The 18,938-nt window shown below is 46.4% G+C and carries 21 protein-coding genes; 8 read left to right on the top strand and 13 right to left on the bottom strand.

What is annotated here, in order from left to right; genetic code table 11:
* Positions 1 to 19: 19 nt before the first annotated feature.
* From VC188_RS00475 to VC188_RS00445, 7 genes are read right to left on the bottom strand one after another with little or no spacing between them, the layout of a single operon-like run.
* Positions 20 to 604, bottom strand: a complete 585-nt coding sequence (locus tag VC188_RS00475) for a hypothetical protein (protein WP_323482693.1) — start codon at positions 602 to 604, stop codon at positions 20 to 22.
* Entirely contained in the window at positions 597 to 1,607 is a 1,011-nt protein-coding gene (lipA, locus tag VC188_RS00470) for a lipoyl synthase (RefSeq protein ID WP_216190610.1), read from the bottom strand. Before lipA ends, VC188_RS00475 begins: the two co-directional genes overlap by 8 nt.
* Positions 1,604 to 2,248, bottom strand: a complete 645-nt coding sequence (lipB, locus tag VC188_RS00465; RefSeq protein WP_215321112.1) for a lipoyl(octanoyl) transferase LipB — start codon at positions 2,246 to 2,248, stop codon at positions 1,604 to 1,606. Before lipB ends, lipA begins: the two co-directional genes overlap by 4 nt.
* A gap of 7 nt (positions 2,249 to 2,255) precedes the next feature.
* Entirely contained in the window at positions 2,256 to 2,522 is a 267-nt protein-coding gene (locus tag VC188_RS00460; protein ID WP_072582654.1) for a DUF493 family protein, read from the bottom strand.
* A 19-nt stretch (positions 2,523 to 2,541) separates the two neighbouring features.
* The gene (locus VC188_RS00455; RefSeq protein WP_323482692.1) at positions 2,542 to 3,255 is read right to left on the bottom strand and encodes an alpha/beta hydrolase; all 714 of its coding nucleotides are present in this window, start codon (positions 3,253 to 3,255) and stop codon (positions 2,542 to 2,544) included.
* Positions 3,256 to 3,281: 26 nt separating this feature from the next.
* Positions 3,282 to 3,590, bottom strand: a complete 309-nt coding sequence (locus VC188_RS00450; protein WP_215321114.1) for a (2Fe-2S) ferredoxin domain-containing protein — start codon at positions 3,588 to 3,590, stop codon at positions 3,282 to 3,284.
* 16 nt (positions 3,591 to 3,606) lie between these two features.
* Positions 3,607 to 4,632 (bottom strand): VanZ family protein, encoded by a 1,026-nt coding sequence (locus VC188_RS00445; protein ID WP_323482691.1) that lies wholly within the window; start codon positions 4,630 to 4,632, stop codon positions 3,607 to 3,609.
* Positions 4,633 to 4,738: 106 nt separating this feature from the next.
* Here VC188_RS00445 and VC188_RS00440 point away from each other — a divergent pair, with 106 nt between their 5' ends.
* The gene (locus VC188_RS00440) at positions 4,739 to 5,524 is read left to right on the top strand and encodes a biotin--[acetyl-CoA-carboxylase] ligase (protein WP_323482690.1); all 786 of its coding nucleotides are present in this window, start codon (positions 4,739 to 4,741) and stop codon (positions 5,522 to 5,524) included.
* Positions 5,521 to 6,330 (top strand): type III pantothenate kinase, encoded by an 810-nt coding sequence (locus VC188_RS00435; protein ID WP_215321117.1) that lies wholly within the window; start codon positions 5,521 to 5,523, stop codon positions 6,328 to 6,330. Before VC188_RS00440 ends, VC188_RS00435 begins: the two co-directional genes overlap by 4 nt.
* Here VC188_RS00435 and rfaE2 read toward each other — a convergent pair.
* Positions 6,327 to 6,815 carry a D-glycero-beta-D-manno-heptose 1-phosphate adenylyltransferase gene (gene rfaE2, locus VC188_RS00430; RefSeq protein WP_215321118.1) on the bottom strand — a complete coding sequence of 163 codons (489 nt, stop codon included), beginning with the start codon at positions 6,813 to 6,815 and terminating at the stop codon, positions 6,327 to 6,329. The genes VC188_RS00435 and rfaE2 overlap by 4 nt on opposite strands.
* Before the next feature lie 107 nt (positions 6,816 to 6,922).
* Between rfaE2 and VC188_RS00425 the strand changes: the two genes are divergently transcribed.
* Genes VC188_RS00425 through VC188_RS00405 form a run of 5 tightly spaced genes read left to right on the top strand, consistent with a single transcriptional unit; the run spans position 6,923 to position 11,704 of the window.
* Positions 6,923 to 7,477: a glutathione peroxidase gene (locus VC188_RS00425; RefSeq protein WP_323482826.1), complete on the top strand. Its 555-nt coding sequence runs from the start codon at positions 6,923 to 6,925 to the stop codon at positions 7,475 to 7,477.
* On the top strand, positions 7,474 to 8,850 hold the full coding sequence (locus VC188_RS00420) for an NAD(P)/FAD-dependent oxidoreductase (RefSeq protein WP_323482689.1): 1,377 nt from the start codon (positions 7,474 to 7,476) through the stop codon (positions 8,848 to 8,850). Before VC188_RS00425 ends, VC188_RS00420 begins: the two co-directional genes overlap by 4 nt.
* A gap of 3 nt (positions 8,851 to 8,853) precedes the next feature.
* Complete coding sequence (locus tag VC188_RS00415; protein ID WP_323482688.1) at positions 8,854 to 9,639, top strand: DUF1365 domain-containing protein; 786 nt, start codon at positions 8,854 to 8,856, stop codon at positions 9,637 to 9,639.
* On the top strand, positions 9,636 to 10,931 hold the full coding sequence (locus VC188_RS00410; protein ID WP_323482687.1) for a cyclopropane-fatty-acyl-phospholipid synthase family protein: 1,296 nt from the start codon (positions 9,636 to 9,638) through the stop codon (positions 10,929 to 10,931). Before VC188_RS00415 ends, VC188_RS00410 begins: the two co-directional genes overlap by 4 nt.
* The gene (locus tag VC188_RS00405; RefSeq protein ID WP_323482686.1) at positions 10,928 to 11,704 is read left to right on the top strand and encodes an SDR family NAD(P)-dependent oxidoreductase; all 777 of its coding nucleotides are present in this window, start codon (positions 10,928 to 10,930) and stop codon (positions 11,702 to 11,704) included. The genes VC188_RS00410 and VC188_RS00405 overlap by 4 nt, the downstream gene beginning before the upstream one ends.
* Positions 11,705 to 11,744: 40 nt before the next feature.
* On the opposite strand, the gene VC188_RS00400 is transcribed toward VC188_RS00405, so the two are convergent.
* Genes VC188_RS00400 through argS form a run of 3 tightly spaced genes read right to left on the bottom strand, consistent with a single transcriptional unit; the run spans position 11,745 to position 14,736 of the window.
* On the bottom strand, positions 11,745 to 12,389 hold the full coding sequence (locus VC188_RS00400) for a thiol:disulfide interchange protein DsbA/DsbL (protein ID WP_323482685.1): 645 nt from the start codon (positions 12,387 to 12,389) through the stop codon (positions 11,745 to 11,747).
* Complete coding sequence (locus VC188_RS00395) at positions 12,386 to 12,973, bottom strand: SPOR domain-containing protein (RefSeq protein ID WP_323482684.1); 588 nt, start codon at positions 12,971 to 12,973, stop codon at positions 12,386 to 12,388. Before VC188_RS00395 ends, VC188_RS00400 begins: the two co-directional genes overlap by 4 nt.
* Positions 12,974 to 13,008: 35 nt before the next feature.
* Positions 13,009 to 14,736 carry an arginine--tRNA ligase gene (gene argS, locus VC188_RS00390; protein ID WP_323482683.1) on the bottom strand — a complete coding sequence of 576 codons (1,728 nt, stop codon included), beginning with the start codon at positions 14,734 to 14,736 and terminating at the stop codon, positions 13,009 to 13,011.
* A 35-nt stretch (positions 14,737 to 14,771) separates the two neighbouring features.
* On the opposite strand from argS, the gene VC188_RS00385 reads away from it, so the two are divergent.
* Positions 14,772 to 15,089 carry a DUF1840 domain-containing protein gene (locus VC188_RS00385; RefSeq protein ID WP_216155335.1) on the top strand — a complete coding sequence of 106 codons (318 nt, stop codon included), beginning with the start codon at positions 14,772 to 14,774 and terminating at the stop codon, positions 15,087 to 15,089.
* On the opposite strand, the gene metH is transcribed toward VC188_RS00385, so the two are convergent.
* Together metH and VC188_RS00375 are read right to left on the bottom strand one after the other, a co-directional pair.
* Complete coding sequence (gene metH / locus VC188_RS00380; protein WP_323482682.1) at positions 15,086 to 17,836, bottom strand: methionine synthase; 2,751 nt, start codon at positions 17,834 to 17,836, stop codon at positions 15,086 to 15,088. The two genes, VC188_RS00385 and metH, sit on opposite strands and share 4 nt — an antisense overlap.
* Positions 17,833 to 18,897, bottom strand: coding sequence for a homocysteine S-methyltransferase family protein (locus VC188_RS00375; protein ID WP_323482681.1), 1,065 nt, complete (start codon positions 18,895 to 18,897; stop codon positions 17,833 to 17,835). Before VC188_RS00375 ends, metH begins: the two co-directional genes overlap by 4 nt.
* Between the last annotated feature and the right edge of the window lie 41 nt (positions 18,898 to 18,938).

The raw sequence follows: 18,938 nt of genomic DNA, 5'->3' as shown, positions 1-18,938 counted from the left end.
AAATGATCTTCTCTTCAGACTACTCTGGAGAAAAATCACTAAAGAAGTTTTCATACTCTTCTTTAGACAACAAAGTTTTTGCATTCTCCGTGCCTGCATTCATATGCAGCACTGATATTTGATAAACCCAGATATCACCATTCGGCGCAACTCGATTGATCCAACGAACGCGCATGAGTTGCTGTGATGTACCGCTGGATTTCAAATCCAGAAAATAATCTTTGATCGGCAAACGCTGTCGGTCTGCTATTTTATAAAAAGCATCCTCAACAGTGACAACGCCACCAGATGCTTTTGCCCTGTCAATTAAGTTAGCCTGTAATTGTGAAAGTAACTTACTTAGTGAGGCACTTTGATTGGCCGGCAACTGGATAGTGCTAACCGAGTAAATATCATCATCAATTTTTACCGCCTCAAGTGTCTGTAAGAGTTCTTGATCAAGATAAGGAATGCGGCGCTCTAATTTATCTGGCTTGCCAGGAAATAAAGCGGTATATCTTTCTTGCGGCGCTTGGACTGTACGCCAATCTAATTTAGGACTACATGCAATGAGAAAAATGAAAGCCGCTAGTACGGTGGCGGCCTTAGAAACCCGTCTAAACAACCCCAGCTCCGTGCGCCTGTTGATCTGCGTGATAGCTTGAGCGCACCATAGCGCCTACAGCCGCATGAGAGAAGCCCATTTCATACGCCTTTTCCTCAAACATCTTAAAGACGTCGGGATGAACGTAACGCGTAACAGGTAGATGATGTCCTGACGGGGCCAGATACTGACCAATAGTGAGCATGTCGATATTGTGCTCACGCATATCGCGCATCACTTCTAAGATTTCTTCATCTGTTTCACCAAGGCCAACCATCAAACCGCTTTTAGTAGGGACATGTGGGAAACGCTCTTTAAAGTCTTTCAAGAGCTTCAACGAATGCAAGTAATCTGCACCCGGTCTAGCCTGTTTGTATAAACGAGGCACCGTTTCGAGGTTGTGATTCATCACATCAGGCAACCCACTAGGTGCATGCTCAGAAAAAATATCTAACGCTTTATCTAGGCGGCCACGAAAATCTGGGACCAATACTTCAATACGAGTATTCGGGGAGAGTTCACGTGATTGAGAAATGCAATCAACATAGTGCATTGCACCGCCATCACGCAGATCATCACGATCTACGCTCGTAATCACCACATAGTTCAGTTTGAGCGCAGCAATAGTACGCGCTAAATTAGCAGGCTCTTTTGTATCAAGAGGATCTGGTCTGCCATGGCCTACGTCACAGAAAGGGCAGCGACGCGTGCACTTGTCACCCATAATCATGAATGTAGCAGTTCCTTTACCAAAGCATTCACCAATATTGGGACAGCTGGCTTCTTCGCAAACGGTTACCAACTCGTTCTCGCGCAAAATCTTTTTGATTTCAGAAAAGCGGGAGTTATTTGAGGCCGCCTTCACCCGAATCCAATCAGGCTTTTTCAATACCTCTGTTAAAGGAATGATTTTGATCGGAATGCGCGCAGTCTTCTCGCTCGATTTTTGTTTACGTGATGCGTCGTAATTGAGGTCTTGGCGCGCCTCGATGGGTGTCTTGGTGTCAGGCTTATTTGTGGTCATGATGGCATCAGTTGCTTTTGTAAATGCTGCAAAAGCCTTTGGCTAATAGTGTCTACATTGTCCTTGATCCCAAGAGTTTGCATGTCGACTGTCTTTAAACCCTCATACCCACAGGGGTGGATACGCTGAAAGGCCTCTAAATCGGTAGCGACATTCAGGGCTAGACCATGATAGGAGCAGCTTTTGGAGACTTTGAGGCCCAAGGCCGCCACCTTAGCGCCAATCCATTCTGAGGGTACTCCTGGCTGCTGAGAGACGTAAATTCCTGGAGCCCCCTGATGCCTTTCAGCCTTAATCCCAAAATCTGCGAGCGTATCTATCAGCGCTTGCTCTATACGAGAGACCAATTCTTTTACGAAAATCCCCAAACGCTTTAGATCTAGCAAAAGATAAACCACGATTTGGCCTGGCCCGTGATAGGTGATCTCTCCACCCCGATCTACTTGCACGAGTGGAATTTGATTGCTGGGTGAATGCAAGTTACCCGCATCACCCGCCAAACCTAAAGTGAAAACAGGAGGATGCTCTAGGACCCAAATTTCATCGGGCGTTTCGTTAGTGCGCTCTTTAGTAAAGAGTTTCATCGCCTCATACGTAGAGGCGTAATCTGCTAAACCCAATTGTTTTACTAAAGCTGCCATGAATTAATTACAGAACAACACTAACCAATGGATGGGTAGACAAGGTTCTGTACAGCTCATCTAACTGTTCACGACTAGTCGCAGTAATTGGCAAAGTAATGCCGAGGTAATTTCCATCCTTAGAAGGGCGCTGCTCAACTTTACTCTCATCAAACGTAGGATCAAATTGTTTGGCAATATGCACTATCGCTGGAAGATATTCTGGGTTTGCTTTACCCATGACCTTGATGGGAAATAAGGATGGGTACTCGATTAATGATTTTTCTTCGGCCATATTGTCTTTCTATTTCTAATTACTTACGATGATCTGGCATGCCCAACCACGCGCCAGTAATGATGTTGCGAATGCAATGCAAGCGGCGATGGAAAAAGTGATCTGCGCCAGGCACTACTTGCACAGTCAACTCTTGCGGACGCGCCCAATCTAAAACATCAATCAAAGGAATGGTTTCATCCAACTCCCCATGAATCAAAATCGTATCCGCGGGCACTGGCGCCAGAGTCCATTTGCCTGCGGCGCTACCCACCATTACCAGGCGCTCAGCTGGACGGCCTAATTCTGAAAGCCTTTGCACTAAGTGACTACCAACAAAGCTTCCAAAAGAAAAACCTGAAACTACTAGCGGCAGAGTATTCGCCCCTCCTATCCAGGATTGATTCGCAGTTGCTTCAAATTGACTCCAGCTTGATGGTGTTCGCATCCAATCGGTTACATGAAGCAAGTCCTCTAACTCACCAACGCCATCGTCATGAACGCCTTCGGTTCCGCCTACACCACGAAAGTTTGGGCGCACGCTCACGTAACCCAACTGGTTAAAAGCACGTGCCATGGTTTGCGCTACCTTGTTATCCATCGTTCCACCCATCAATGGATGGGGATGTGCAATAAGGGCTAAGCCACGAACGGCAAATGCAGGATCATTTTTTAATTCATCTGGCAGATCAATAGACATTTCCATTGATCCAACAATCCCTTCAATCTGAATTACTTTTGTACGGCTATTCATAAAAAACTTTCAACTCTCTGTAATGGCTAGACTAATTGCAAGCGCTCTACTGGACGCCCTGCGATTAAATGAGACTGGATGATTTCTTCAACATCATCCACATCAACCATGGTGTACCAGACGCCGTCTGGGTAGACGACCATGACAGGACCGTCAGCACAGCGATCTAGGCAACCCGCCTTATTCACGCGTATTTTCCCTGGGCCCGCAAGACCAAGCTCTTTCACTCTTTTCTTGGCATAGTCAAATAAGGCAAAAGCATTGTGCTGATCACAACAATCCTCACCATTGGCGCGCTGATTGAGACAAAAAAATAGGTGGTGTGAAAAACTCATAGAAAAATTATATTCATCAATGTTTCGGTTTAAATTCAACGGCACTTCGAACCATCCAAATCAGCGCCAAAGGTAACCATACTACGGAAACCCATTGCATCAACTCATTAAAGTGCAATAGGCGTCCTTGATACCAGTGTCTGAGCGTCAGAATGAAATATGGATTGTCTGGCAAAACATTGACCGCTATTGTGGTTCCCAGCAAGCAAATCAAAGCTAACCAAAACTTAGTCATTTGCTTGAGCCTTAAGGTCCATCTTAGTAAGATGCTGCCCAGTACCATTCCCCATAGAGCTCCAGCGGTAAACCAGATCAAACTAAACTCAGTGCCAAATTGAAGGGCGGTAAATAAAGTCTTTACCATCACTGTTAGGCCAAGCAGTCCATTGAGAATGCGCCACTGGGGAGCTTTGGTGCGCAAACCCAGAGAGAGCAACAAGGCCACTCCAAGCCAGCTTAGCGAGGTAATTGCCGCCTCTTGAATGACCTGATTAATCACCACAGTACCCCAATCAACGGAGCCAAAGATGGCATGCCCCCATACGCCCGTGCCAAGCCAAGAGCTTTGTGGATAAATTTGTGACCAGGGAAATAATAAGAACAGGGCACATGCTGCCCAATTAAGGCCAAACCATTGATCAAAGCGCCGACGAATTGCGCTTCCAGAAAGCCATTGTGGCCCCAGAGGAATCGCTAATAAGCCGCCTAACAGTCCTCCCAATATATTGGCCCACCAGTCCATCTGACTCGGTATGCGAGTAGGCAGCCAAGACTGCAGAGTTTCTACACCTAGTGCCAGGCCAGCACTCAAGCTAAGGGCCATTCCAAGAGCTACGTAGTTACGCCAACGAGGATAGGCAGCAAACACTACCAAAAATCCAAAGGGAATATAAGCCAAGATATTGACCGATACATCAAATAAAGTCATAAAACGTGGCAAGGGAGCATCCAACCACGCCCAAGCAGAGATCCCATTCTGAAAATCAAAGTCAAAGGGGTTCAAGCTTACATAGATGATCAAAAGTGCGTAGCTTAAGCTCATAGCCCTCGCTAAAGGCATAGCCTGTAGTGGCCATACTAGCTTCCGAGGTCGTTGGTCTTTTTGATCCATCCCACAATTCTAGGTCAGACCTTTCTACAATGGCGGAATGACTGCAAATTGCATCCTTGAGCGCGTTACCGAGACTAGATCCACCAATGACGATCTGATGAGTCGCTGGCGTGCAGGGGAACTCATTGATCCGGTGGCTCGGATTGCCCACAAACAAACTGCGGGCAAAGGCAGGGCAGGCCGAGCATGGCTAGCCAACCCCGAGGACTCTCTTTGCTTCTCTCTCGCATTTTCATTTAAAAGAACTCCGGCCGAACTCAGCGGACTCAGCTTATTAGTTGGCCTTGCAGTGATAGAAGGTATTGCACAAGCTTGCAACCTGAGCGAGGAAGAACTTCAAGAGGCTGGCCTGCAACTGAAATGGCCCAATGACTTATTGCTGAACATGCACAAACTCGGCGGCATCCTGATTGAAGGCGGCCAAGCAAAAGCGGGTGATCCTACTTGGATGATTATTGGGGTTGGTATTAACTTGCGCAATCCAGAAGCAATTGAAGCAAATCTAGACACTGGCCTGAAAGTGGGCTCACTTGCTCAACTGACGCATTCACTCCCCGATACCGAATATCTCTGGCTCAAATTGATCGCCTCACTCGAACACAGTCTTGCCGAATTTGATCTGCATGGATTTAAGCCTTGTAAAGAACGTTGGATGGACTGGGATGCGTATCGAGATCAAGCGGTGTGTATTTCGGGCGCTGGCAAAGATCCTATTCATGGCATTGCAAAAGGTGTAGATGGGACGGGGGCATTACTATTGCAAAAAGAAAACAAAATCATCGCCATTCATGCGGGTGATGTTTCATTGCGGATTCAATCATGAGCCTTTATTTATTTTTTGATGTTGGTAATACGCGCCTGAAGTGGGCGGCTGTGGAGTCAACACAAAATCCTAGCGCTCAACAAAAAAAATTGTGGGCATACTCGGGCTCCATTAGTAGCAAGTCTTTGCAATCAGCAGAACATCGAGCTGAGTTGGCTGACTATATTGCTAAAACCTTACCGAAACCTACAGCTATTGGTTTTGCCTGCGTTGCTGGCCAAGCAGCCATGGCCAATCTCAAATCACTATTTCCGCAATGGAGTGATTTGGATTGGAGGCAGCTCAAAGGGGATAGCGCTTATGCTGGGATGCGTAGCCTGTATCAAGATCCCAGAAAGCTCGGCGCTGACCGCTGGGCCGCGCTGATTGGGGCACGCGTCTTATCGAATAAAAACACCTTGCTTGTGAATACCGGTACTGCTACTACCATTGATTTACTCGGTTCTAACGGCGTACATTACGGTGGATGGATTTTGCCTGGTCTTGGATTAATGCAAGAAAGTTTGGCAAACAATACTGCGCAGCTAGGCTTGGCTACACGCGCAGAACATCATGGGTTTGGACTCTCCACTAACGACGCAATCATTGGAGGTTGCGATGCAGCGCAAATTGGTGCAATTCTGTATGGCATACAACATGCAAAAGAGTTAAATTTTCCCATCGAAAAAATTTGGCTTGATGGCGGTAATGCCAAGGTCCTAGCGCAAGAAATTACAAAAAATAATTTACCAATCAAGCGGGCCGTGGAAGTAACCGAAGGATTAGTACTTCGAGGTATTTGGGCGTGGTTACTGCAAAACCTTTAAGAGCGGATCTTACCCAATAAGCTTGTAGTTGAGCGCTCGTATAGGAAAGGGATCGCAACTGCTTTACCACCCCAACTTTTTACCAGATGGGTTTCTGCCAAAGTATCGATATCGTAATCACCACCCTTGACGTAAATATCAGGACGAATTTTTTCAATCAAATTGACTGGTGTTTGTTCAGTAAACAACATCGTCATATCCACGCTTTCCAATGCAGCCAATAATGCCTGGCGATCAGCCTCTGAATTAATAGGCCTGTCGTCGCCTTTACCCAACATTTTCACTGAGGCATCAGAATTCACACCCACGACCAAGCTAGCCCCCAAGGCGCGGGCCTGGGCCAAATAGCTGGCATGGCCACGGTGCAGGATATCGAAGACTCCATTAGTAAATACCAATGGTCTAGGAAGATTTTCCAGGCGAGCAGCAAGCTGTTCTGGTGAGCAGACTTTTGCTTCAAAAGAGGGGGGTGGCAAATGACTCATAACCCAATATTAATGGCAATCTTGCGAGGCCAGCGATATTACCCAGAATGTCTTAGACTTGGCTTCTCACTCGTGAATAAAAAAGGTGCAATATGCCTCGTTTTGTAATGAACTGCCTATTTGGTCTATTTGCATTCTTGCCTGGATTTCAGCTTGCCAATGCTGCGCCCACTTGCAGCCCCCTGCTCTCCCATACTTTTCCTCGCTTGCAAGATGAAGCGCCGCAAAACCTTTGCCAATATCAAGGAAAAGTCATATTGGTAGTAAATACTGCCAGCTTTTGCGGCTTTACAAGCCAATATGAAGGTCTTGAGAAGATTTACGCCAAATACAAAGATCAAGGCTTTGTCATTCTGGGCTTTCCTTCTAATGACTTCGGGCAACAGGAGCCTGGCAGCAATAAAGAGATTGCCGATTTCTGCAAGAACACCTATGACGTGAAATTTCCAATGTTTGCTAAGAGCACGGTTTCTGGCGGTAACCCAAACCCCCTATTTAAGATGTTGATTGCTAAAACTGGCACAACTCCAAAATGGAATTTTTATAAATATTTAATCGATCGAAATGGTAATGTGGTTGATTCGTTTGGAAGCGTTACCAAACCCACCAGTAGCAGCATTACAAATGAAATTGAAAAGCTTTTAGGAGAAAAAGCTCAGTGAGTAAAAAAAGAATTGCCATTATTGGCGCAGGCATCTCTGGATTAGGCTGCGCCTATGCCTTAAGACAACATCCTGAATTTGAAATTACCTTATATGAAGCTGGCGATCACATTGGCGGCCACAGTAATACCGTTGATATCACTTGCAATATCGATGGAAAAGAAATCACACACGGTGTAGACACTGGGTTTCTGGTATTTAACCGTAAGACTTATCCACGTCTCGTTCGTTTATTCGAAGAAATTCAAGCACCAGTAGCCCCCTCAGAAATGTCTTTTTCTGTATCGATTGATACCGCCAGTAAATCTGGGGCGGGGAAAAAGATTGAATGGGCTGGCAACGACATCAATTCTTTTTTTGGACAAAGATCCAATCTGCTGTCTCCATCATTTTGGAGAATGGCCTATGACATCATGCGTTTTAATCGTTTGGCCACTCAGTTAGCGCATGACCAAATTGAAGCTGGTCATCAATACAAAGAGCCTGATGAAAAAATTGCCGATTTTTTAAAGCGCCATCGCTTTAGCCAAAGCTTTAAAGAAAATTACTTTCTACCGATGATCGGCGCCATCTGGTCTTGTTCAGTCGAACAGATGCTCGAGTTCCCTATTCAAACCATGGTGCGCTTTTGCCATAACCACGGCCTTTTGCAAATCCAAAATCGTCCGCAATGGTTGACTATCAAGGGTGGTTCACGAGAATATGTAAAGCGCCTTGTGACAGCACTAGAAAAGCATGGGGTGGCCATTAAAGGGGAATGTGTCCTGAGAGTGAATACAGGTCATGATGGCGGGCCAGTTGAGGTTATCAGTCAGGCTGGTTCGGCCCATTTCGATGAAGTCATCATGGCTTGCCATAGCGACCAAACATTAGATCTGGTTCATGGCATTGACCAACAATCAAGAAATATCCTGGCATCAGTTCCATACCAAAAGAATCGAGCAATATTACATACCGATATTCGTTTCTTGCCAGATGCAAAACGTTGCTGGGCTGCCTGGAATTACACCGCTAAATCCGGTGCCAAAACAAACACAAAGCAACATGTCAGCGTTAACTACTTAATTAATCGTCTACAACCTCTACCAGCTCAACTTCAAGCTACCCAGATTATTGTGAGCTTAAATCCCTCGGAAGAGCCAGATCCAAAATTTGTACATCAAGAGATTCACTATTCACACCCTGTCTTTGATATGAGTGCGATACAAGCTCAGAAGGAGCTACCCTTAATTCAGGGCACATCCTCCATTTGGTATTGTGGTGCCTGGACAGGATTTGGGTTTCATGAAGATGGTTTACGCTCCGGAGAATTAGTGGCAGAAGCTTTAATTGAAAGCATTCGTCAACCGATCAAAACCAAACAAGATGTGTAGTTGATGTCAGGCGCCAAGATTAACTTTGGAGTAGTAAAACACCAGCGCTTAAGGCCGGCTAAGAATGCCTTTGGTTATGGGGTTTTCACCATCTCCATCCCTATGCGTACTCGCAATGCCAACCCGAATTTACTGAATCAAAATGGCTTAAGTGATAACCGTTGGGGTCTTTGTGCATTTTTTGATAAAGACCACGGCCTCGGAGAATCCAATAGCCTTGCTTGGATCGAAAAGATTCTTGCAGACAATCATGTGCAACATGTCGATGGAGAAATTTGGCTACAGACCTTTCCTAGGGTATTGGGTTACGTCTTTAATCCAGTGAGCTTTTGGATCTGCACGCGCGCCGATGGCAAAGTACAGGCGGTACTGGCTGAAGTTAACAATACCTTTGGTGAGCGTCATTGCTATTTACTTCACAAAGATTCGGGTGAAGCATTGCACTCGGGCGAAACACTCAGTAGTAAAAAGGTATTTCACGTTTCACCATTTTGTGCAGTACGTGGTGATTACCATTTCCGCTTTTTATTTCCGCAAGATAGTAGTAGCGGCAAGAATAATGTCTGTCGCATTGAGCTTCATGAGGACGGCCAACCCCTCATTAACACCAGCATTAGCGGCACCAGCCGCCCACTCAGTCGCACCAATATCATGCTGGCGCTACTACGCTACCCATTAATGAGCTTGGGTGTCATTTTCCGAATACATTGGCAAGCATTGAAATTGTGGGTAAAAGGTGTACCCTTTCACTCAAAGCCTAAACCACCAGAACTTGAAGTTAGCAGATGAATCGCCCAGGACAATCCCTTCTCTCCAGACTCAATTTTTCTCGTCCACAAGGGCGGGATAGCGCTTCGCCGCAACACCAAATTAAGGCTAAGGCACTCCTAACTCTTCTGACGAAGCTCAGCAGTGGCCATTTAAAACTTACCCTTCCCAATGGCGAGAAGCGCGAGTTTGGTATTCAAAGTGATCAATTACATGCTGAAATTCATATCTTGGAATGGTCTGTATTTAAGGAGATCATGTCCCATGGTGATATTGGTTTTGCCGAGAGCTATATTCAAGGCAAATGGAATACTCCCGACCTCAAAGCGCTGCTTGAGTTAGCCATACGCAACCGAACTATTTTAGAAAAAGCCATTTATGGCAATTGGTATGGCTCGATTTTTTATCGACTAAAGCATTGGTTGCGTGATAACAGCAAAGCAGGAAGCCGCAAGAATATTCATGCGCACTATGACCTAGGCAATGCTTTTTATACGCTGTGGCTAGATCCTACGATGAGCTACTCGAGCGCCTGGTTTTCTGAAGGTAATCAGCAAGTCTTAACTGATGCTCAGCGTGCAAAGATTGGACGCATTCTAGATTCCTTAAAGACGGCGCCAGGGGAGCACATACTTGAAATTGGTTGTGGCTGGGGTGGCGTTATGGAGGAATCTCTTCGTAATAAGAGATCCATTACTGGCCTAACTCTATCTACAGAGCAAAAAGCATTTGCAGAGAAACGTTTACTAGCAGTGCAAGGTCAAATTGCTAACCCTCCTGGATTTGAAGTGCGCCTTCAAGACTATCGCGATTGCCAAGAAAAATTTGATGGCATTGCTTCCGTCGAAATGTTTGAAGCAGTTGGTGAGAAACATTGGCCAGAGTATTTTGAAACGATTGCCCACTGTCTAAAATCGGGCGGCAAAGCTTGCATTCAGACGATTGTAATTGCTGAAGATCTCTTTGATCGCTACAGACGCAACACTGACTTTATTCAACAGTATGTATTTCCTGGAGGTATGCTGCCCTCTAGAGCAAGCTTTAAAGCAAGCGCTGCTAAAGCTGGATTGCGAATTGATGACGAGTTCGCCTTTGGCGGAGATTACGCAAGAACTCTTTGCTTGTGGCGCGATAGCTTTAATCAAAAACTGCAAGAAGTACGTCAGCTTGGCTTTGATGAAGCATTCATACGCCTTTGGAACTTCTACCTCATGTATTGCGCCGCCGGCTTTACTGAGCGTAATATCGACGTAGTGCAATTCACTCTGAGTCATCAACCATCACCAGCATCTTCTGATGCACTAGGCACATGAAACAAAGCGGAATGGACCACTTTTCAGGCAAAAGAGTCTGGGTCATAGGCGCATCCAGCGGCATTGGCGAAGCTTGTGCGAAAACCCTTCTTCTCAAGGGCGCTAAAGTAGCACTTTCCAGCCGAAGAGCTGAACGATTAAATGAAATTGCCCTCACTGGAACGATTGAACAAAGCCTAGTCATTCCTATCGACGTTACCGATGATGCGCAACTCCAGGATGGCTATAAAACAATTTTGAACGCCTGGGACGGAATTGATCTCCTGCTCTTTGTATCGGGCGTATACACCCCATTGCGAGCAGCTTATTTTGATTTCAAGATTGCTGAAAAAACAATCGATGCAAATCTTCTGGGGCCTATGAGAGCAGTTGCATTAGTAATGCCAGAGATGCTAAAGGCTCGCTCGGGACATATTGCCATCGTGGGTAGCGTTGCAGGGTATAGCGGCCTGCCAAAAGCCTTGGCATATGGCCCAAGTAAAGCCGCCATCATTAATTTTTGCGAGAATTTATATTACGACTTGTTGCCGACAGGAGTCAGTGTGCACATGATCTCGCCAGGATTTGTGGCTACTGAGGCTACTGCAAAAAATGACTTTGAAATGCCAGCCTTAATTAGTGCCGAGGAAGCAGCCAGTGAGATATTGGCCGGCATTCAGAAGGGAGAGTTTGATATTCACTTCCCTAAGCGATTCACAAGATTCTTAAAGTTTCTGAGAATCTTGCCTTACCCAATCTACTTTTGGATTGTGCGCCGCTTCGTCAAAATTTAAGCGGCGCTAAAGTGTTAAGTAGCAAGCTGTTTCGAATTTACTACTTGTACTTATCTTTACGAATTTTCTCTTCTAGATAACCCATTACTGCGATTGCTTTAGCCTTAGATCCAGCAATGGATGGTGATGTTACGTACTTGCCTTGCATCACAACGGTTGGCACTCCATCAATACGATAGGCTTCCGTCAATTGCTTGGCAGCACGTGCTTTAGAAACTACTGCAAAAGAGCGATAGGTCGCCAAGAAGGTATTGCGATCAATGCCTTGAGACGCAACCCAATCTGCGATCTCCGTCTCCGTGAGGAGATGTTTATTTTCTTTGTGTATTGCGTACATGACTTTTTCATTTAGAGCATCAGCTTTGCCCATCGACTCTAGAGCGTAGTACATCTGACTATGCGGCAAAAAGTCATCGCGAAAGGCTACAGGGACTCTTTTGAAAACAACGTCTTTAGGTTGACGCTTTACCCAGCTACTGAGCTCAGGCTCAAAGTCATAGCAATGTGGGCAGCCGTACCAAAAGAATTCAATAACTTCTACTTTTCCCTTGGTTTCGACCGGCTGTGCAACAGGCAATATGCGGTAATCAAAGCCTTCTTCGATTTTTTGAGTTTGTGCACTAACAAAGCCACTTAAAGAAAGCAGCGCTAATAAAGTAATGAATCTTTTGCTGAATGAAATCATGATTTACTGGATTTGATTAAAGTTGGTTTAATGCCAATGCTACTCAATTTGTCTCGCACTGAGTTGCTCTCTTCAACGCTGTTATATGGACCTACCCGCACGCGCCAGAGGGTATTGCCATCACTCGTAACTTCGCTAAGCTGAGCCTGAATTCCCTGGATTGCTAAATTCGCTTTTTGCGCATCTGCATCAGCACGCTTTGTAAACGCGCCCACTTGCAAGAAATACATGGCGTCTGATTTGCTTGCAGGGGATGCGTCCGCTGGCTTATCAGCAGTTTTCTTGCCATTTACCAAATCTCCAATCGGATCGGGTGACGCAGGGGCGGGTGATTTACCCTGGAGCGGCTTATTCAAATCTACAGGCTCAGCAGGGGCGCCCGCTTCACCCTCCGCAGGTGCTGTAGAAGGCTTAATCATCAAAGGCAGACTTGGGGCACGCATCCCCGGTCTTTCTTGAGGGGTATTTTTAGAAAGATAAAAGGCAATGACAAAGGCGATTCCAAGGCCGACGCCCAAACCCAAAATAAAGCCGAGAATAGTGCCGCCGTATTGGGAGTTTTGTTGATTCGGTGTTTTCATCATTTCCTCATCTTACATCTTCACTTAATACCTCGCTATTACATCTTTATTGGCGCAGATACCCCGAGTACTTTTAAGCCATTTTGTAGAACTTGTCGGGTTGCTAGCAGCAATGCAAGACGCGCTTGCTTTAAGTTTTGATCGTCAACCAAGACACGATCCGCGTTATAGAAGGTATGGAAATCACCAGCCAAGTCACGCAGGTAAAAAGCCAATGCATGGGGCGCTAATTCTTCGGCAGCGGCCGTCAGAACCTCTGGGTATTCTGCCAAACGACGCAGCAAATGATCCGATGCTTTACTTTGTAAGAGCGATAAATCAGCCGTAGCCAAATCCGATACTTGGCCACCCCACTGTTGCAAGATTGAATTAATTCGCGCATGCGCATACTGAACATAGAACACTGGGTTCTCATCGTTTTGCTGCAAGGCTAAATCAATATCAAAGACGAACTCGGTATCTGCTTTACGCGAAATCAAGAAAAAGCGCACGGCATCGCGACCGCGCTGCAAAGCCAATTCCTTCTTTTCTGGCGTCATCTCTGGAGTAACGCCGCCTGACCATTCAACCAAATCACGCACAGTGACATATGAGCCCGCACGCTTAGAAATTTTGACTTCTTCACCATGGCGCATAACCGTAACCATCTTATGCAGCACATACTCTGGATACGTTTTAGGAATATCCCAGCCACGCTTCTGTGCTACGCCTTGCAGGCCTGAGCGGACACGGGCAATGGTGCCGTGGTGATCGCTACCCTGCACATTAATTACTTTCTGAAAGCCGCGATTCCACTTGCTGGTGTGATAGGCCACATCAGGCACAAAGTAGGTAAAGCTACCATCAGACTTACGCATCACGCGATCTTTATCATCGCCATCATCCGTACTCTTCAACCAGAGCGCACCTTCGGATTCATAGGTCTTACCAATGCTCTGTAAATCGCTAACGATTTGCGCAACGCTACCGTCGGTATATAGAGAAGACTCTAAGTAATAGCAATCAAATTTCACACCAAAAGTTTTCAAATCAATGTCTTGTTCATTACGCAAATAAGCAACCGCAAATTGGCGAATGGCTTCAAGATCATCTTTAAATTCTGGAGAAGTTTTAAATGCGCTAGCAATCTCCGCAATATATTCACCGTTATATGCCTGCTCAGGCCACTTGGCATCACCAGGCTTCAAACCCTGTAAGCGAGCTTGAACAGACAAGGCTAAATTCGCAATCTGCACACCGGCATCGTTGTAATAAAACTCACGATGAACTTTGATTCCCTGGGTGGCTAATAAATTAGCTAAGGCATCACCCAGGGCAGCCTGCCTTCCATGCCCGACATGCAATGGGCCGGTTGGATTGGCAGAGACAAACTCAATCATGGCGTTTGGAACAGACTCACCGGCTTGCACAGACTCGCCAAAATGGGTGCCTGCGGAAAGAATCTCCTGAACTACGGCAGTCTTAGCAGCATTACTAAGACGGAAATTAATAAAGCCTGGGCCAGCGATGTCAAAAGATGCAATGAGTTCATTGAAGCCAGTTTGTTGCTGAAGACGCTCGACCAAGGCTTGCGCCAGCTCGCGCGGATTCAACTTCCAAGCCTTTGCTAGCTGGAGAGCGATATTGCAAGCGACATCTCCATGATCAATAGCCTTAGGACGCTCTAGACGGGGGGTGGGAGCCTCTCCTAGACCGCGTTCCTGAGCCAAGCCCGCAAGTGCAGCACTCAGCATTTGAATTAAACGATTTTTATTGGTTAACAACATAGATTAGTGAGTTTATCAGGTGGTAAGCTATCGAAATGATCTATCAATTTCGCTCAAAGGCTGGTCCAGATGTCATCATGCTGGCGGATCTGACTAAACGAATTTTTGATATTTTGGGGCGCCCCCTGGAGCCTCGCGGAATTTTGACCGTTGAGCAACTTCCTGACCTCATCACTGCCCTAGAAACTGCCATCCTCAAAGATCTTGAGGAGCGGGCTAAAGCAAATGACGAGTCCGAGAAGGGTGCTGAGAAGCCTAAGCTGGCCGATCGCCTTGGACAGCGAGCCTACCCATTCCTGGAGTTGATGAAGCAATCCAAAGCCACAGACGAACCCGTCATGTGGGGCGTCTAATCTAGCAAGCTCGCCAGCTGGCGACGGGTGTCTTCAATACTTTGACCGCGGCGTTTAGCCAAGTCTTCAACCTGATCATCCGATAGCTTGCCCACATTAAAGTAGCGCGCATCCGGATGGGCTAAATAGAAACCGCTCACGCTTGAAGCTGGATTCATGGCCATTGACTCGGTCAGAGTCATGCCAATATCTTCAGAGCCAATGACTCGTAATAGATCTTCTTTAACTTCATGTGCAGGACAGGCTGGGTAACCAGGTGCCGGACGAATACCGCGGTATTCCTCATTAATCATCTGATCATTGGTCAAAATCTCATCTGTTGCATAGCCCCACAGATCAGTGCGCACACGATGGTGCATGAGTTCAGCAAACGCTTCTGCCAATCGGTCAGCTAAGGCCTTCAACATAATGGCACTGTAGTCATCGTGCTTTGCCTGAAACTCAGCTACTTTCTTTTCAACACCATGACCGGTGGTCACTGCAAAACAACCCAGGTAATCAGCAACGCCAGAATCTTTTGGCGCAACGTAATCAGCCAGACAACGATTAGGTCTGCGCACACCCTCTACAACTGGACGCTCGGATTGTTGACGCAAGTTATGCCAAACAAACAAAGGATGCTCGCGTGCTTCATCGCTATACAAAACGATATCGTCGCCAACGGTATTAGCGGGATAGAAAGCCACCACCGCATCGGCTTGTAGCCATTGCCCTTTAATCAGCTTATCGAGTAAGGCTTGGGCGTCAGCAAATACTTTGCGAGCTTCTACACCAACAATTTCATCATCCAGAATTGCTGGGAATTTACCTGCAAGGTCCCAAGTCTGAAAGAATGGTGTCCAGTCAATATATTTAGCAATATCACTCAATGCAAAGTTTTTAAATACACGACGGCCAATGAACTTTGGCTTCTCTGGAACATAAGCAGACCAGTCGATCATTTCGCGATTCTTGCGCGCCGCCTCTAAAGAAATCGTTGGCGCCGCCTTCTTATTGGCATGCTGTTCACGAATGCGTACATAGTCATCGCGCAAATCTTGAATAAATTTCTTGGCACTCTCATCAGACAGTAAGCTGGAAGCTACTGAAACTGAACGAGATGCGTCAGGCACATACACCACAGGGCCATCGTAGTGTGGGGCAATCTTTACCGCTGTATGAACGCGCGAAGTCGTTGCGCCACCAATCATCAGCGGAATTTGGCGTTCGCGGAACCAATCATCGCGTTGCATCTCTTGCGCAACATAAGTCATCTCTTCTAGCGAAGGTGTAATCAATCCAGATAAACCAACAATATCTGCATTCTCTTCTTTGGCACGCTTGAGAATCTCTGCACAAGGAACCATCACACCCATATTGGCTACTTCAAAGTTATTACATTGCAGAACAACAGTCACAATATTTTTACCGATATCGTGTACGTCGCCCTTCACGGTTGCCATGACAATCTTGCCCTTAGCTTTGGCTTCACCGCCTGCTGCAATATGTTGGCGCTTTTCTTCTTCGATATACGGAATCAAGATGGCAACTGCTTGCTTCATCACACGCGCACTCTTAACCACTTGAGGTAAGAACATCTTGCCCGCACCAAACAAGTCGCCCACGACATTCATACCATCCATCAGCGGGCCTTCAATGACCTCAATCGGCCTGCCGCCAGCGCCCATAATTTCTGCGCGCAACTCTTCGGTGTCTTCTTCGATAAAGGTGGTGATGCCATGCACTAGGGCATGCGTTAGACGCTCACGTACAGGCGCTTCACGCCACACTAGGTTCTCGACCTGCTTAGCGCCACCACCCTTAAATTGGTCAGCAATATCGAGCAAACGCTCGGTAGGTGTTTTGCCATCTTTTTCTTTAAAGCGATTGAGAACAACGTCCTCAACACGCTCACGCAACTCTGGATCTAAATCAGCGTACACACCTAATTGACCAGCATTCACAATGCCCATATCCATACCAGCTTGGACAGCGTGATACAAGAACACTGTATGAATTGCTTCACGAACACGGTCATTACCGCGGAACGAGAAGCTCACATTGGAAACGCCGCCGCTAACCTTAGCACCCGGTAGGTTTTCTTTAATCCAGCGGGTGGCATTAATAAAGTCGACCGCATAGTTGTCGTGCTCTTCAATGCCGGTAGCAATTGCAAAAATATTCGGATCAAAAATAATGTCTTCTGCTGGGAAGCCAATCTCGTTTACCAAGATCTCATAGCAGCGCTGACAGATTTCTGTCTTACGCTTAAAGGTATCAGCTTGCCCTACCTCGTCAAAAGCCATCACCACTGAGGCAGCACCATAACGACGGATTAAACGCGCTTGCTTTCTGAAGGACTCCTCACCCTCTTTTAAGGAGATCGAGTTCACAATTGGCTTACCTTGAATACACTTCAGACCCGCTTCAATCACGCTCCACTTGGAGGAGTCGATCATGATGGGAACACGAGCAATATCAGGCTCAGAAGCGATTAAGTTGAGGAAGCGTGTCATAGCCGCCTCAGAATCCAACATCGCTTCATCCATATTGATGTCGATGACCTGTGCGCCATTCTCAACCTGCTGACGCGCCACTACGAGCGCCTCATCAAATTGATTATTCAAAATCATTCTAGAAAATGCTTTTGACCCAGTGACATTGGTGCGCTCACCAATATTGACGAAGCCAACATCTGCTGTAACATTAAATGGCTCAAGACCAGAAAGCTTCATTGCTGGCATCGCTTTTTTCTCTATCTTGCTCATGCTGGTACCTCCGCATTCTCGCGATAGAAAGCGCGTGGCTTCCGTTTGGCAACCGCATTAGCAATTGCACGAATGTGATCGGGTGTCGTGCCGCAGCAGCCGCCTACTAAATTAACTAAGCCATCTTTAGCAAAACCATCTACTAGGCTAGAAGTGATTTCTGGGGTCTCATCAAAACCCGTATCACTCATCGGATTAGGCAAGCCCGCATTGGGGTAACAAGACACTGCCGCATCGCAAATTCTTGCTAGCTCTGCAATATAAGGGCGCATTAAAGCAGCGCCTAATGCACAGTTCAAACCAAAGGTGAGTGGCTTGATGTGACGCAAACTATTCCAGAACGCCTCAACTGTTTGACCAGACAAAATACGTCCTGATGCATCTGTCACCGTTCCAGAAATCATTACCGGCAAACGCTCACCGGTCTCTTCAAAAAATTCATCGAGGGCAAAGAGTGCCGCTTTAGCATTGAGCGTATCGAAAATGGTTTCAACCAAAAATAAGTCAACGCCACCCGCAAATAATCCTTCAATCTGCTCACGATACGAAGCACGTAATACATCAAAGGTCACATTGCGTGCACCCGGGTCATTAACATCCGGCGAAATACTCGCTGTCTTTGGTGTAGGGCCAATTGCGCCAGCAGCAAAACGAGGTCTTTCTGGGGTGCTGTATTTTTCACAAGCTGCGCGCGCTAATTTGGCGGAGACTTCATTCATCTCACGAGCCAAGCCAGCCATTTTGTAGTCCTCTTGCGCCACTGAGGTTGCACCAAAAGTATTGGTTTCAATAATGTCAGCGCCAGCATCCAAATACTGCTCATGGATCTTGCTAATAATTTGTGGTTGCGTCAGAACTAGCAGCTCGTTATTGCCTTTGATGTCGCCGGGATGATCGGCAAATCGGGTATTTCCCGGCAAACCACGATAGTCGGCCTCGGTCAACTTATATTGCTGAATCATGGTGCCCATGGCGCCATCCAAAATGAGGATGCGCTGCTTCAAAAGCTCGGGAAGCTTTTGACCACGGGTATAAGGCTGGGACAAACCATTAGATTGCATTGTTAAACCGGGATTAATCTCTAGAATCCCTTATTCTATTG

It is taken from the genome of Polynucleobacter sp. MG-28-Ekke-A2, from assembly GCF_035012985.1.
GTDB lineage: Bacteria > Pseudomonadota > Gammaproteobacteria > Burkholderiales > Burkholderiaceae > Polynucleobacter.
The sequence above is the reverse complement of the archived record's forward strand: the minus strand, read 5'-3'. Positions and strand labels throughout refer to the sequence as shown.